The following is a 14,232-nucleotide window of genomic DNA, read 5'->3' as shown; positions in this document are numbered from 1 at the left end:
ACGTTAAAAATTATAGAGTATGTCTTTAGATGGAACCACTACGCAATTCAGGCATGTCAGCTATTTATGGGATGAAGCAACAGCCGCCTCCATGGCTGGTGATGAAGTTGCCTTGCTGATCTATCGTTCCAATTTACTCGGTGCAGATCTCCGGTTGACCAACTACGGCGGTGGTAATACTTCCTGCAAAGCCATGGCCAAGGATCCATTAACAGGAGAACCGGTAGAAGTAATGTGGGTAAAGGGTTCCGGCGGAGACCTGGGCACACTCAAAAAAAGTGGCCTCGCCGCTTTGTATGTGGATCGTCTTCGCAGCCTGCAACATATTTACAGGGGTATTACACATGAAGATGAGATGGTGGAACTGTTCAACCATTGCATCTACGATCTCAGCTCCAAGGCACCTTCCATTGATACCCCCCTCCATGGATTTCTCCCGTTCAAACATATTGACCACCTCCATCCGGATGCTGCCATTGCAATTGCAGCGGCAAAAGACGGCCAGAAAATCACGCAGGAGCTGTTCAACGGCACTATTGGCTGGGTACCCTGGCAGAAGCCCGGATTTGACCTCGGATTGCAGCTGAAACAGTGCCTTGATGAAAACCCGGGAATCCGTGGTATCATGCTCGGCTCACACGGTCTCTTCACCTGGGGCGATACCGCTTATGAAAGCTATATCAACACGCTGGAGGTGATTGAGCGTTGCGCTGAATACCTCCAGGAACATACCGGTGTTAACAAACCCGTTTTTGGTGGTGCGAAAATACAGTCCCTTTCCGCTGATCAGCGCAAAGCCCAGGCCGCCGCACTGGCGCCGGTATTGCGTGGATACTGCTCTTCTCAGCAGAAAATGGTAGGTCATTTTACCGATGATGCCAGGGTACTGGAATTTATCAACTCCAATGATCTCGACAGACTGGCCCCACTCGGTACCAGTTGCCCGGATCACTTCCTGCGTACCAAGATCAGCCCGCTGGTACTGAATATCGCTCCGGATGCCAATCTCTCAGAAGTAGCTACCATCAAAGCAGGCCTTGCACCGTTGTTTGCCGACTACCGGGAAATGTATGCCGCGTATTACAATACCTGCAAACATCCCAACAGCCCGGCCATGCGCGATCCCAATCCTGTGGTGATCCTGTATCCCGGCGTAGGTATGTTCACCTTTGCAAAAGATAAACAAACCGCCCGCGTAGCTGCTGAATTCTATATCAACGCCATCAACGTGATGAAAGGCGCGGAAGCGATTTCTGAATATACTTCACTGCCCCGCCAGGAAGCATTCAATATTGAATACTGGTTGCTGGAAGAAGCGAAGCTGCAACGCATGCCCAAACCGAAAGCCCTTACCGGCAGAATTGCATTGGTAACCGGTAGCGCCGGCGGTATCGGTAAAGCAATTGCCAGGAAGTTTGCCGAAGAAGGCGCCGTAGTGGTGATCAATGACAACGATGCACAACGACTGGCATCTGCCACAGAAGAATTCAATAAACTGTACGGTAAAGATGTATTTGCAGCAGACCTGCTGGATGTTACCGATGCCGCTTCTATCCATAAAACATACAACACCGCCGTACTGGCCTTCGGTGGCGTAGATATCATCGTAAACTGCGCTGGTCTGTCTATCTCCAAACCATTGGAAGAACATACGGAAAAGGACTGGGACCTGTTGTATGATGTACTGGTAAAAGGACAGTTTTTAGTAACGCAAACCGGTGTAGAGATCATGCGCAAACAGGATACTGGCGGCGATGTGCTGAATATCGTGAGTAAAAATGCGTTGGTATCGGGTCCTAACAATGCGGCCTATGGTTCCGCAAAAGCAGCCCAATTGCACCTGAGCCGGTTGAATGCGGCAGAACTGGGTAAAGATCGTATACGCGTAAACGTAGTAAACCCGGATGCAGTTATTTCCGATAGCAAGATATGGGCAGGTGCATGGGCAGAAGGCCGCGCCAAAGCTTATGGTGTAAAGGTGGAAGAACTGCCTGCATTCTATGCTAAACGTACCCTGCTCAATGAAATCATTGTGCCGGAAGATATCGCCAATGCCTGCTATGCTTTTGTGGGAGGCCTGCTCAACAAAGCTACCGGCAACGTACTCAACGTAGATGGGGGAGTGGCTATGGCATTTGTGAGATAAAAACATTATTTTATCTGCGTTTAAACGATCACCATGAAAATTGAACAATATAAAATACAGGAACATAACCAGGCTGGTATGGCGGCCCAGCAGCGTGCATTTGATTATCTTTCGGGAGAAATAAAAAATGTACCGGAAATATTGCAGCAGTTGATGGCCTTCCAGGTGGGTATTCCCAGCTGGGCCCTTGGCACCGGTGGTACCCGCTTCGGCAGGTTCCCCGGTGGTGGCGAACCACGCAACCTGGAAGAAAAGATAGAAGACATTGGCTTGATACATCAGTTGAACCAGTCCAGTGGCGCCATATCCCTGCATATTCCATGGGATATTCCTTCTAATCCGACGCATATCAAAACCATGGCCGCCCAGCACGGACTGCGCTTCGATGCCATGAATTCAAATACCTTCCAGGATCAGCCGGGACAGGAGCATAGCTATAAATTCGGCTCGCTGCAACATGTCAATAAAGACGTCCGTAAACAGGCGATTGAGCATAACATAGAAGTGATCCGTCATGGTATAGAACTGGGTTCTGAAGCCCTCACGGTGTGGTTGTCGGATGGTTCCTGCTTTCCCGGTCAGCTGAATTTCCGCCATGCTTTCCAGAATACCCTGGAAGGCCTCCGGGAAATTTATGCGGCCCTGCCGGATCACTGGAAAATATTTGTAGAATACAAAGCAGCCGAGCCTAATTTTTATTCCACTACGGTGGGCGACTGGGGACAGTCGCTCCTCTACGCCAATAAACTCGGCCCTAAAGCCTATACACTGGTAGATCTTGGTCATCATCTGCCCAATGCCAACATTGAACAGATCGTGTCCCTGCTGCTGATGGAAGGCAAGCTGGGTGGCTTCCATTTCAATGATTCCAAATACGGGGATGATGATCTTACCGTAGGAAGCATCAAACCTTACCAGCTCTTCCTGATCTTTAATGAACTGGTGGAAGGTATGGATGCCCGTGGCATGAACCATACCACCGATCTCGGCTGGATGATTGATGCTTCCCATAATGTGAAAGATCCGCTGGAAGACCTGCTGCAATCAGTAGAAGCGATCATGATCACCTATGCACAGGCATTGCTGGTAGACCGTAAGAAGTTGCTGGCTGCACAACAAAATAATGATGTGGTAACCGCGCAGGAAATACTGCAACAGGCGTTCCGCACAGATGTAAGATCCCTGGTGGCTGCTGCCAGAATGCAATCCGGCGGTGCATTAAACCCGCTGGCACTCTATCGTTCAGAGAAAGTGAGAGAACACCTGATCCGTGAAAGAGGCGCTAAAACTATGGCGACTGGTTTGTAATTTAAATGTGTTTATGAACGAAATTCCCGTTATTGCCATCTTTGATGTTGGAAAAACCAACAAGAAACTGTTTCTTTTTGATGAACAGTACCGGATTATCTTTGAGCGGACCGCCCGTTTCACGGAAACCATGGATGAAGATGGCGCGCCCTGTGAAAACCTGGAAAGCCTCCGGCTTTCTGTATTTGACTCCCTGAGGGAAGTATTCAGTAGAAAAGATGTGGTGATCAAAGCCATCAATTTCTCTACCTATGGTGCAAGCCTCGTTTACATTGATGAAGAAGGGCGCCCATTAACTCCGCTGTATAATTACCTGAAAGAATATCCTGCTGCATTAAGCGAGCAGTTCTATCACAACTATGGGGGAGAGGCTGCATTTTCTGTGCAGACCGCTTCCCCCGTGTTGGGCAGCCTTAATTCCGGGATGCAGTTGTACCGCCTGAAGTATGAAAAACCGGAAATATTCGCGCAGATAAAATATGCATTGCATCTGCCGCAATACATGAGCTACCTGCTGTCGGGCGTTCCCTGCTCTGATATGACGAGCATCGGTTGCCATACCAATTTCTGGGATTTTAAGCAGAACAACTATCATCCATGGGTGATAAAAGAAGGCGTGCTGGAAAAGCTGGCGCCATTGTACTCCTCCGGAGATGTAATGCCCGCCGCCTTTCCGGGAAATAACTATGCCGTTGGCACCGGACTGCACGACAGTTCTGCCGCCCTGATTCCGTACCTGGTGAACTTTCATGAGCCATTTGTGCTGATCTCTACCGGCACCTGGTGTATCAGTCTTAATCCGTTTAACGATACACCGCTTACGCCGGAAGAACTGGCTGCCGACTGCTTATGCTACCTGTCGTTCCAGGGCAAGCCGGTGAAGGCTTCCCGCCTGTTTGCCGGGTATGAACACGAGCAGCAGGTGAAACGCATTGCAGCGCATTTCAACCAGCATACCGGCCGCTATCGCAGCGTGGAATACGATGGCAACATCATCCGTTTACTGAGAGAAAGAAATAAACAGGATACACCGCCGCCAGCCGCAGAAAAAGGCACGTTGCAGGTGTCGTTGTTCGGGCAGCGCAACCTGGATAGCTTTGCATCGGATATTGAAGCGTATCATCAGTTGGTACTGGACATTGCCAACCAGCAATATATCGCCACCAGCCGGGTGCTGAAAGGCGCCGCAGTAAAACGTATATTCGTTGACGGTGGCTTCAGCAAAAACGTTATTTACATGAACCTGCTGGCAGCCCTGTTTCCGGATATTGAAATATTTGCTGCGTCTATGGCGCAGGCTACTGCTATGGGAGCAGCACTGGCCATTCACCATGCGTGGAACAGCAAGAAAATGCCCAACGACCTGATAGAACTGAAATATTATTCGGTGACGCATGATGCTACTTTATGAAGTTTTGATTATCATTACGACCAATAAATAATACTATGCGTTCCCTCCTGATTTCCCTCTTCAGCTTTGTTGCCTTTGCTGCCAACGCACAAACCGTAATGCCTTTATATACCGGTCTTCCTCCCGGCGGTATTGCCGGTCCGGATGAAGAAATCACCGATAAGGAAAATAACCGGGCTTTGACCAGCGTACCCACACTGACGGCCTATCTGCCGTCGAAGGAAAAGGCGACCGGTACAGCGGTACTGATCTGTCCGGGCGGTGCCTACACCTGGGTGGTATTGCAGAAAGAGGGATTGGATATCGCGGCATATTTTCAGCAGCAGGGAATTGCCGCCTTTGTGCTGAAATATCGTTTACCCGATGATAAGATCATGCAGGATAAGAGCAGTGGCCCGTTGCAGGATGCACAGGAAGCCATGAAGATCATCCGTTCCCGCGCCACTGAATGGAACATTGATACCAAAAGGGTCGGGATCATGGGCTTCTCTGCGGGAGGACACCTGGCTTCCACTGTCGGCACACATTTCGACCGGCCGGTACTGGCTGCCAACGCAGGCCTCAACCTGCGTCCCGATTTTATGATCCTGGTATACCCGGTGATCAGTATGGAAAAGAACCTGACCCATCCCGGTTCCCGTCAGCGGTTGCTGGGCAATCAACCGGATGAACTGCGCATAAAAAATTATTCCAACGACCGGCAGGTGACACCACAAACACCGCCCACCATTTTGTTCCACACCGGCGACGATACCGTTGTTGATGTAGATAACAGTTTCCTGTTTTACCAGGCCTTGCGCCACCAGCACGTACCCGCAGAAATGCATATCTACCCGGAAGGTAATCATGGCTTTGTATTAAAGCTGCCGGTAGAAGTATGGATGCAGACGACCCTTAAATGGATGGGCCGCATGGGGATGCTCAACCCGGGCAATCCTTTGCTACAGGGTGGTACAGGACAGTTATACTGATTCTTTTCTCTATTTTGGTAATGCCTGTAGAGGCGCCGGCAGCATGGCTGCCCCGGTGTCCGGGAAAACTGCTGTCATCACTTTTACGCATAAACGAATTGCACGTATTTGATTAAAATAATCATCTTATGTTAAAGAAAACAATTGCTTCCATGTGTCTGCTGTCGGTAGTTTCGGCTGCCAGCGCGCAAAACGCATCGTTGCAGAAAGGATTTATAACCCCGCCGGATAGTGTGAAACCGAGTGTATACTGGTACTGGATGAGCGATAATGTATCTGAGGAAGGTGTAAAGAAAGACATTGAAGCCATGGTGAAAGTGGGCATAGGCCGTGCTTTTATCGGTAATATCGGTTATCCGAAAGAAGAAGTACCCTATGGAAAAGTGAAGTTGTTTTCCGATGAATGGTGGAAGATCACGCGAACGGCTATCCGCACAGCGTCCGAAAAAGGGGTAGATATCGGTATGTTCAATAGCCCCGGATGGAGCCAGAGTGGCGGCCCCTGGATCAAACCTTCACAGTCCATGCGCTACCTGGCCGGAGAGGAAATCCTGATCCATGGTCCGCAGCAATACGCGCAACAATTACCTGCTCCCGCCACAGACTTTCAGACAGTAGCCGTGATGGCTTTTCCTGCGCCACAGGCAGACGGGGATGATATTGGTAAACACCAGCCCCGCATTACCTCCAATGTGGTGTTTTCGGATATCGCGCAACTCACGGATGGCAATACCACCGCTGCCGCCAGCATCAAAACCCCTGCTAAAAAGCCGGCAGAAATAAACTTTGAAGTAGCCAATGATTTCACGGCCAGGAGCCTGGTTATTTACCCGGACACAAGGCCTTTTAAAGCGCAGTTTGAGTTGCAGGCAAAGGACGGCAGCAACTGGCGCACCATTAAAAGTTTTGAATTTGATCGCAGCAATCCTGCGCCCAATGTGGGATTTAAGCCTTATGCGCCGGTGGCAGTGTCGTTCAATGCCACCACCGGTAAGCAATTCCGCCTGGTGATCAGCGATGGAAATCCTGCACTCGCAGAAATAAAATTACTCAGTGCACCGCGCATTGAACGGTATGAAGAAAAGCAACTGGCCAAAATGTTCCAGACACCGTTACCGCTCTGGAATGAATACCAGTGGCCACAGGAGCCGGAAGTAACCGGCGCCGGTCTGATCATTGATCCGGCTAAAGCGGTTAATCTTACAAAAAATTTATCCGCCAATGGCACGCTGAGCTGGAATGTGCCGGCGGGCGACTGGGTCGTAGTGCGCTTCGGCATGCTGCCTACCGGTGTCACCAACGGACCCGCTTCTCCGGAAGGCATGGGACTGGAAATAGATAAGATCAGCGATACCTGGTCGCAACATCATTACGATTCTTTTATCGGTAAAATCCGCAACAGCATTCCTGCGGCAGAGCGCAAAGCCCTGAAATGGGTAGTGGCCGACAGCTATGAAACCGGCTCCCAGAACTGGACAGATGATATGGCGAAAGATTTTCAGCAACAATATGGCTATGATCCTTTGCCCTGGCTACCGGTATTGTCCGGCAGGGTAGTGGGCAGTCCCGACCGGTCAGATCGTTTCCTCTGGGATCTGCGCCGCCTGGTGGCCGATCGCGTAGCATATAAATATGTGGCAGGGTTACGTAAAGCCAGTCATAAAGATGGGATGAAGTTATGGCTTGAAAACTATGGGCACTGGGGTTTCCCATCAGAATTCCTCAAATATGGCGGGCAGTCCGATGAAGTGGCAGGCGAGTTCTGGAATGAAGGTACTTTGGGAGATATTGAATGCCGGGCCGCCTCTTCTGCGGCGCATATTTATGGCAAAACCCGCGTGGCGGCAGAATCCTTTACCGCCGGTGGGAATGCATACGGCCGCTTTCCCGCGCTGCTGAAGCGTCGTGGCGACTGGTCCTTTACAGAAGGCATCAATCATACACTGCTGCACGTATTCATAGAGCAACCGTATGAAGACCGGGAACCCGGTGTGAACGCAGGTTTCGGCACCGAGTTTAACCGTAAGAACACCTGGTTTTTCCAGGGAAAAGCTTTTGTAGATTATATCCGGAGATGTAACTACCTGTTGCAGCAGGGCAAAGCTGTGAACGACGTGGCCTATTTCATAGGGGAAGATGCGCCGAAAATGACCGGCATACGCAACCCGGAGTTACCTAAAGGTTATTCGTACGATTATATCAATGCAGAAGTGATTATGCAGCGTGTAGCCGTAAAGGATGGTAAGCTGGTACTGCCGGATGGTATGAGCTATCGTCTGCTGGTACTGCCACAGCTGGAAACCATGCGGCCGGAACTCCTGGAGAAAATTGCGCAGCTGGTAAAGCAGGGTGCCGTTATTTTGGGACCCGCGCCCAAACGTTCTCCCAGCTTGCAGAATTATCCGGCGGCCGATAATAAAGTGCAACAACTGGCTACGGAGCTTTGGAGTAACAGCCATGAATCACAAAGAAAGTATGGCAAAGGACTGGTGTTATGCAATATGGAGATGCAACCCGCGCTGGATATCATCCGGCTGCGAGCGGATGTGGCGCAGTTGCCCGAAAAGGTGCTGTACACACATCGCCATACGGCGGACGGAGATATCTACTTCATCACCAACCAGGCGGATCAGACAGTCAGCCTGTCGCCCGCTTTCCGTATCAGCGGTAAGCAACCCGAATGGTGGGATGCCGTTTCCGGTGAAACCCGTGATTTGCCGCAGTTCTCTGTACAAGACGAGCACACCGTAGTGCCGTTAACGTTAGCGCCGTACCAGAGTGGTTTTGTGATGTTCCGTAAGAAGGCTGCCGCTCAAACCGGCCAGCATGCCAACTTCCCGGAAGGCACTCTGCTGGTGGAATTACGCCAGCCCTGGACGGTTACTTTCGATGCAGCAAAACGTGGCCCCGCACAACCGGTAGTGTTTGATCAGCTAAGCGACTGGAGCGCCAGTACCAATGAACAGATTCGTAACTATTCAGGTACCGCCGTGTATGAAACTACTTTCACCGCCGATAAGGTGCAGGGCTCCGCATTGTACCTGGATCTGGGTAAGGTAAGCGTAATGGCGAAAGTAAAACTGAATGGTACAGACCTCGGCACGGTGTGGACAGCTCCTTACCAGGTAAATGTAAAAGACGCATTAAAGCAGGGAACCAATAAACTGGAAGTGGAGGTAGTGAACACCTGGGTTAATCGTCTCATTGGCGACAGCAAACTCCCACCGGCAGAAAGAAAAACATGGAGTAACGTGAATCCATATACGCCGGAATCAGGCTATCAGTCAGCGGGGCTGATCGGCCCGGTGCGCCTCACCGCTGTTAAATACTAAACTCATCATACAGAATCTGAACACATGAAAATATATCAGCAGCTTGTAACGGTAACGGCTATACTGCTAAGTAGCATTTCTTCCCGGGCGCAGTTGCCACCGGTATTCGACAGTAGTCGTATGGCCACGGTCCAGACTACGCCTACCGTGCGGCGGTACCTGTCTCCCGAAAAAATTATATGGCAAACACCGGATGCCGGCGATCATATCCATAATGCAGCAAGGTTTTTACTGCCGGGGAATGGACAGGCAGACTTAGCCAATCAGAACATGTGTGTGCTGAAAAGCACCTCCACTCTGCATCCTGGCCTGCTCTTCGATTTTGGCAAGGAATTACATGGCGGCCTGCAACTGGTAACAGGTATGTATAAAAGCGGCAAACCGGTGAAGCTCCGGGTCCGCTTCGGGGAGTCGGTGAGCGAAGCGATGAGCGATATTGAACCCGGTAAGAACGCAACCAATGATCACGCTGTGCGTGATATGATTGTAGAAGTACCCTGGCTGGGCAAACTGGAAGTAGGGAATACCGGCTTCCGCTTTGTGCGGATCGATCTGCTGGACGATAATGCAGAATTACAACTGAAAGAAGTCCGGGCCATTTTTGTGTACCGCGATATACCTTATCTGGGTTCCTTTAAATGCAGTGATGAACTGCTGAACCAGATCTGGATGACCGGCGCTTATACCGTACACCTGAATATGCAGGATTACCTCTGGGATGGTATTAAACGCGACCGCCTCGTATGGATCGGCGACATGCATCCGGAAACCTCTACCATCAGCGCGGTATTTGGTTATAACGAAGTGGTGCCGAAAAGCCTGGATCTTTCCCGCGATATTACGCCGTTGCCACAGTATATGAATGGGATGGTATCGTATTCTATGTGGTGGGTGCTGATTCAGCGCGACTGGTACCAGCATACCGGTAATCTTGCTTACCTGAAACAGCAGGCTGCCTATCTGAAAGGCTTGCTGGATCATCTGTCGAAGAAGATCGATGCCAACAACAGTGAAGACCTGCAGGATGGTACCCGTTTCCTCGACTGGCCGTCGAGCGAAAATAAACCCGGTATCCATGCGGGTTTGCAGGCCATGATGATCATGACGCTCGATGCAGGCGCCGCACTCAGCAAAGTGCTGAATGATGAAGCCACGGTAAAAAAATGCAACGACGCTATTGCGAAGTTAAAGAAGAATATACCGGATGCAAATGGCTCCAAACAGGCCGCTGCACTGATGGCGCTGTCGGGCCTGGTACCGGCAAAACAGATCAACGATGATATTCTTTCTGTAGGTGGCGTAAAGGATTACTCCACTTTCTACGGCTATTATATGTTGCAGGCAAAAGCGAAAGCGGGCGACTACCAGGGAGGGCTAAACGATATCCGCAGTTATTGGGGCGCCATGCTGAAACTGGGCGCCACTACCTTCTGGGAAGATTTTAATATGGACTGGTTACCCAATGCTTCCCGTATAGATGCCTTGGTAGCGCCGGGTCAGAAAGATATTCATGGTGACTATGGCGCTTACTGTTACAAAGGGTTCCGCCATAGTTTGTGTCATGGCTGGGCTTCAGGGCCTACGCCGTGGTTAACGGAACATGTATTGGGCATTTCAGTGGCAGCGCCGGGATGTAAAGTGATCAGGGTAGTACCGCACCTGGGAGATCTGCAATTTGCCGAAGGTACTTTTCCTACACCATACGGACTTGTAAAAGTAAAGCATACAAAGCTGGCAAACGGAAAAATACAATCTGATATCAAAGCTCCTGCCCAGGTGAAGATTATCAGGGAATAGTATTTTATCATCATTGTTGAATCAGGCAGTCCGGTTTTTACCGGGCTGCTTTTTTTATTGTTGCAGTAGCAACCGCAGCTTCTTGTTGAAGTCGCCCAGCTTGCTGCCAAGTGCCTGGAAGAAGTCCGTGTCAAATTGCTCCACCGTTTTGATGGCCTGTCTGGCCAGCTTTTCACCGGTAGTGGTGAGTGCTACTGTTTTAGCCCGTGTGTCTGTAGTGTGCTCTTTTCTTTCCAGTAATCCCTTCGTCTGTAAAGTACGTAGTACCGTAGACGTAGTCATGGGATCTATTTTGGAATGGGCCGAAAGCAGAATCTGTGTAACAGGTTCGCCCTGTTGCATCAGCCACATGGTACTGGCCAGCAATACAAACTGTGAGTGGGTAAGATCATATTTCTCGAGGGCCTTCCTGATTTCCCGCTGCCACAGGCTGGTTACCTGCCACAAGAGGAAACCAGGGCTGTCGGCGGCTTCTTCTACGCCAAAGGCGTTGTCATCTTTCTTCATACGTTATAATTTACTGGCTACGCTTACCTGGTTCCGCATTTCTTCAGGCAATTTATTGACGATATCCTGGGCAACAATCTTTTTCCATAAAAATCCCAGTACACCGGAAACGGTCATGGTAACGGTAATCTTCAGGCCTTCCGGTGTTTCTTCAAAGGTATGATCCCCGTACATTTTAGCCAACGGAAATCTGGTGAGGTCGGTGAATCTTTTGTTAGGAATAATTTCAAATAATTCAATTTTTACTTTGGGGCCGCCTTTGGGTTTTAACAGAAAGGTATTTCCTTTTTCGAAGTTGCCGTCCAGCCTTGCATATTCAATACCCTGGTCCCAGGTATGCCAGTTGTTGACGTCTGCAAACAGTTTCCACATCTGTTCTTTAGTAGCTTTCCGGGTGATGATGGAGTGAGATTTTGACCACATAAAATATTGTTTTTGGGATGAATAATTATTTTATAAGTGTAAATATAATAAGTGTACTTATAATAAGCAAGTTTATTTTTTCGGGAGAGATGAAAAAGGAAACGGCTCCTCATGGGAGCCGTTCAATTTATCGATGCCTCCGGCGCTATGCGGAGGTGCAGTAAAGTTGTTTGAATGTTTATACCGCCGGATGTATCCAGGGGCTTCTGTAAGGCCTTTGCAGCAGGGCAGTGGCGGCCGGATCGCCGGTAATGATCCGTTTTTGCGGGTCGTATACCACCGGGCGTCCTGTTTGCAGGGAAATGTTGGCAAGAATGCAGCTGGCCGTGGAAATATGTCCTTCTTCTATATCTGCTACCGGGCGGCCGCCGTTTTTGATGGCGCCGAGGAAATCGAGCATATGCAAACGGGTGGCTGGTGCGGCATTCAGCTCAATAGCGGGTTCTGTAAGGTCTTCCGGGTACTTTTCCTTTTCATATACTACATCCTTGTGAATGGGCGTACCATTGCCTTCGGGGATAAAGTCGTACGACATGGTGCTGGCACACAGTGTTCCCTTCTCTCCATATAACTTAAAAGACCAGGGATACTTGGGATCGGCCGGTGTACCCCAGGTGCGGTGTTGCCATACGCAGTTTAACCCGTCATATTCAAAAATAGCCGATTGCGTATCCGAGATATTTGACTTGCCTTCTTTTTGTACGTAAATCCCGCCGGTGGAGCTGATCCGTTTGGGCCAGCCCAGTTGGAGCATCCAGCGTACGGTATCAAACATATGGATACACATGTCTCCCATAATACCGTTGCCATATTCCATGAAAGTGCGCCACCAGCGCACGTGTGGAATACCATCGTAAGGGCGCAGGGGAGCGGGGCCGGTCCACATTTCATAGTCCAGGAAGTCCGGAACTGCCTGCACTGGTGGATTACCGTTGTTGCGCATATGATAGTAGCAACACATTTCCACATGTGATATTTTGCCGAGCAGTCCTGCGTCTACAATATTCTTTTTGGCATCAATCAGATGGGGTGTGCTTTTGCGCTGGGTACCTACCTGCACTACTTTGTTGTATCTGCGTGCCGCAGCCACCATGGCTTCTCCTTCTATTACATCAACGCTGATGGGCTTCTGTACATATACATTGGCGCCGGCTTTGAGTGCCTCGATGGTTTGCAGTGCATGCCAGTGATCGGGTGTGCCGATCAGTACTATGTCCAGCTCGTTTTCAGACAGCAGTTTGCGGTAATCGCTGTACAGGCGGGGTGTTTCCCCGGAGGCCTGCCGTTTGCGCACCATGTCGGCGGCGCCCTGGAGCATATTTTTATCCACGTCACAAAGGGCCACCACTTTTACAGGGGCCACCTGTATCAAACGGAATAAATCGCTTTTGCCATACCAGCCGGTTCCGATCAGCGCTACGCGCAAGGGTTTGGCGGGATTGATAAAATCCAGGGCACTGGCGCCGATAGCTGAAAGCGCCAGGGTAGCCGTGGCCCCCTTCAGGAAACGGCGACGGTTAATGTTGAAATTCTCCATAGCGTGGAATAATTAAATAAGGTTTACAGTACTATAGAGGAGAAAGATAATAATTCAGGAGAAGAAATTATAGCCCGTATATAATATAATCAGGACCAGTTCCTGGCCGTTGAATTCTTTGCGGAGAATGGCCAGCGCTTTGCCGATATGCTTTTCCACCGTATTCACGGAAATGCCTAATCGTTCTGCTATGCCTTTATTGGAGAGCTGTTCAAACCGGCTGAGCTCAAATACCTCGCGGCATTTTTCCGGCATCTGCGTGAGGGTTTGGCGGAAACGCTGTTCCAGCGCTTTGCCGTCGATGTTGGGTTGGAGGATATGTTGGGTAGCCTGGGTAGCGGCTATCTGTTCATGATGTGCCTCATGGATCAACCGGTTACGGAAATCATTCAGGATCCTGTTCTTCAGGCTTGTCAGCAGGTAAGGCTTCACCGGCAGCCGCTGATCCATCACATGCCTGCGTTCATAAAAACGCACAAATACCTCCTGCACGGCGTCATCTGCCGCAGCCCGCGACCCCAGGCGCTTGTAGGCAGCCCGGTACAGTACATCGATGTAACGCTGATATAGTGTTTTGAAGGCGGATTCATCGTCCTGCTTCATGGCACGCAGCAGGTGTTCATCAGGTAAGGCAATATATTTATCAGTCGGTTCAGACATCATCACGGTCAGATTACAGGTTCACGCACGAAAAGTATTTAAAAAAATTGAGAATCGGGAGAATAGTTATCAAGAGCCCTTTATTTCCCCGGAAAAATTTTTTTTCATGTTGGAATGGCGGTAAACTTCCGGTTATGTGT

General features: G+C 49.9%; 10 protein-coding genes. 6 read left to right on the top strand and 4 right to left on the bottom strand.

Translation table 11 applies throughout. From position 1 onward, the window contains the following. The first annotated feature begins 19 nt into the window (after positions 1-19). The 6 genes from BMW79_RS20115 to BMW79_RS20090 all read left to right on the top strand — a co-directional run bounded on the left by BMW79_RS20115 (position 20) and on the right by BMW79_RS20090 (position 10,965). The gene (locus BMW79_RS20115; protein ID WP_089897446.1) at positions 20-2,146 is read left to right on the top strand and encodes a bifunctional aldolase/short-chain dehydrogenase; all 2,127 of its coding nucleotides are present in this window, start codon (positions 20-22) and stop codon (positions 2,144-2,146) included. Between the two features lie 33 nt (positions 2,147-2,179). Next, complete coding sequence (locus tag BMW79_RS20110; RefSeq protein ID WP_089897443.1) at positions 2,180-3,454, top strand: TIM barrel protein; 1,275 nt, start codon at positions 2,180-2,182, stop codon at positions 3,452-3,454. A gap of 13 nt (positions 3,455-3,467) precedes the next feature. After that, positions 3,468-4,865: an FGGY-family carbohydrate kinase gene (locus tag BMW79_RS20105; RefSeq protein ID WP_089897440.1), complete on the top strand. Its 1,398-nt coding sequence runs from the start codon at positions 3,468-3,470 to the stop codon at positions 4,863-4,865. 35 nt (positions 4,866-4,900) lie between these two features. Then, the gene (locus BMW79_RS20100; protein WP_089897438.1) at positions 4,901-5,836 is read left to right on the top strand and encodes an alpha/beta hydrolase; all 936 of its coding nucleotides are present in this window, start codon (positions 4,901-4,903) and stop codon (positions 5,834-5,836) included. 128 nt (positions 5,837-5,964) lie between these two features. Further along, positions 5,965-9,168, top strand: coding sequence for a glycosyl hydrolase (locus BMW79_RS20095; RefSeq protein WP_089897436.1), 3,204 nt, complete (start codon positions 5,965-5,967; stop codon positions 9,166-9,168). Positions 9,169-9,192: 24 nt separating this feature from the next. Then, entirely contained in the window at positions 9,193-10,965 is a 1,773-nt protein-coding gene (locus tag BMW79_RS20090) for an alpha-L-rhamnosidase-related protein (RefSeq protein WP_089897434.1), read from the top strand. Between the two features lie 54 nt (positions 10,966-11,019). Here the strand turns inward: BMW79_RS20090 and BMW79_RS20085 are convergent, their stop codons facing one another. The 4 genes from BMW79_RS20085 to BMW79_RS20070 all read right to left on the bottom strand — a co-directional run bounded on the left by BMW79_RS20085 (position 11,020) and on the right by BMW79_RS20070 (position 14,092). Next, positions 11,020-11,472 carry a MarR family winged helix-turn-helix transcriptional regulator gene (locus BMW79_RS20085; protein WP_089897432.1) on the bottom strand — a complete coding sequence of 151 codons (453 nt, stop codon included), beginning with the start codon at positions 11,470-11,472 and terminating at the stop codon, positions 11,020-11,022. A gap of 3 nt (positions 11,473-11,475) precedes the next feature. Then, positions 11,476-11,895 (bottom strand): SRPBCC family protein, encoded by a 420-nt coding sequence (locus BMW79_RS20080; RefSeq protein ID WP_089897429.1) that lies wholly within the window; start codon positions 11,893-11,895, stop codon positions 11,476-11,478. Between the two features lie 178 nt (positions 11,896-12,073). Further along, positions 12,074-13,432, bottom strand: a complete 1,359-nt coding sequence (locus BMW79_RS20075) for a Gfo/Idh/MocA family oxidoreductase (protein ID WP_089897427.1) — start codon at positions 13,430-13,432, stop codon at positions 12,074-12,076. Between the two features lie 54 nt (positions 13,433-13,486). Next, positions 13,487-14,092: an RNA polymerase sigma-70 factor gene (locus BMW79_RS20070; RefSeq protein WP_177192258.1), complete on the bottom strand. Its 606-nt coding sequence runs from the start codon at positions 14,090-14,092 to the stop codon at positions 13,487-13,489. Positions 14,093-14,232 lie beyond the last annotated feature (140 nt).

The organism is Chitinophaga arvensicola (assembly GCF_900110835.1).
GTDB lineage: Bacteria > Bacteroidota > Bacteroidia > Chitinophagales > Chitinophagaceae > Chitinophaga > Chitinophaga arvensicola.
The sequence above is the reverse complement of the archived record's forward strand: the minus strand, read 5'-3'. Positions and strand labels throughout refer to the sequence as shown.

Coding starts and splice junctions, on each gene's coding strand:
- BMW79_RS20115 (WP_089897446.1), top strand. CDS start 20: ATGTCTTTAGATGGAACCACTACGCAATTCAGGCATGTCAGCTATTTA.
- BMW79_RS20110 (WP_089897443.1), top strand. CDS start 2,180: ATGAAAATTGAACAATATAAAATACAGGAACATAACCAGGCTGGTATG.
- BMW79_RS20105 (WP_089897440.1), top strand. CDS start 3,468: ATGAACGAAATTCCCGTTATTGCCATCTTTGATGTTGGAAAAACCAAC.
- BMW79_RS20100 (WP_089897438.1), top strand. CDS start 4,901: ATGCGTTCCCTCCTGATTTCCCTCTTCAGCTTTGTTGCCTTTGCTGCC.
- BMW79_RS20095 (WP_089897436.1), top strand. CDS start 5,965: ATGTTAAAGAAAACAATTGCTTCCATGTGTCTGCTGTCGGTAGTTTCG.
- BMW79_RS20090 (WP_089897434.1), top strand. CDS start 9,193: ATGAAAATATATCAGCAGCTTGTAACGGTAACGGCTATACTGCTAAGT.
- BMW79_RS20085 (WP_089897432.1), bottom strand. CDS start 11,472: ATGAAGAAAGATGACAACGCCTTTGGCGTAGAAGAAGCCGCCGACAGC.
- BMW79_RS20080 (WP_089897429.1), bottom strand. CDS start 11,895: ATGTGGTCAAAATCTCACTCCATCATCACCCGGAAAGCTACTAAAGAA.
- BMW79_RS20075 (WP_089897427.1), bottom strand. CDS start 13,432: ATGGAGAATTTCAACATTAACCGTCGCCGTTTCCTGAAGGGGGCCACG.
- BMW79_RS20070 (WP_177192258.1), bottom strand. CDS start 14,092: ATGTCTGAACCGACTGATAAATATATTGCCTTACCTGATGAACACCTG.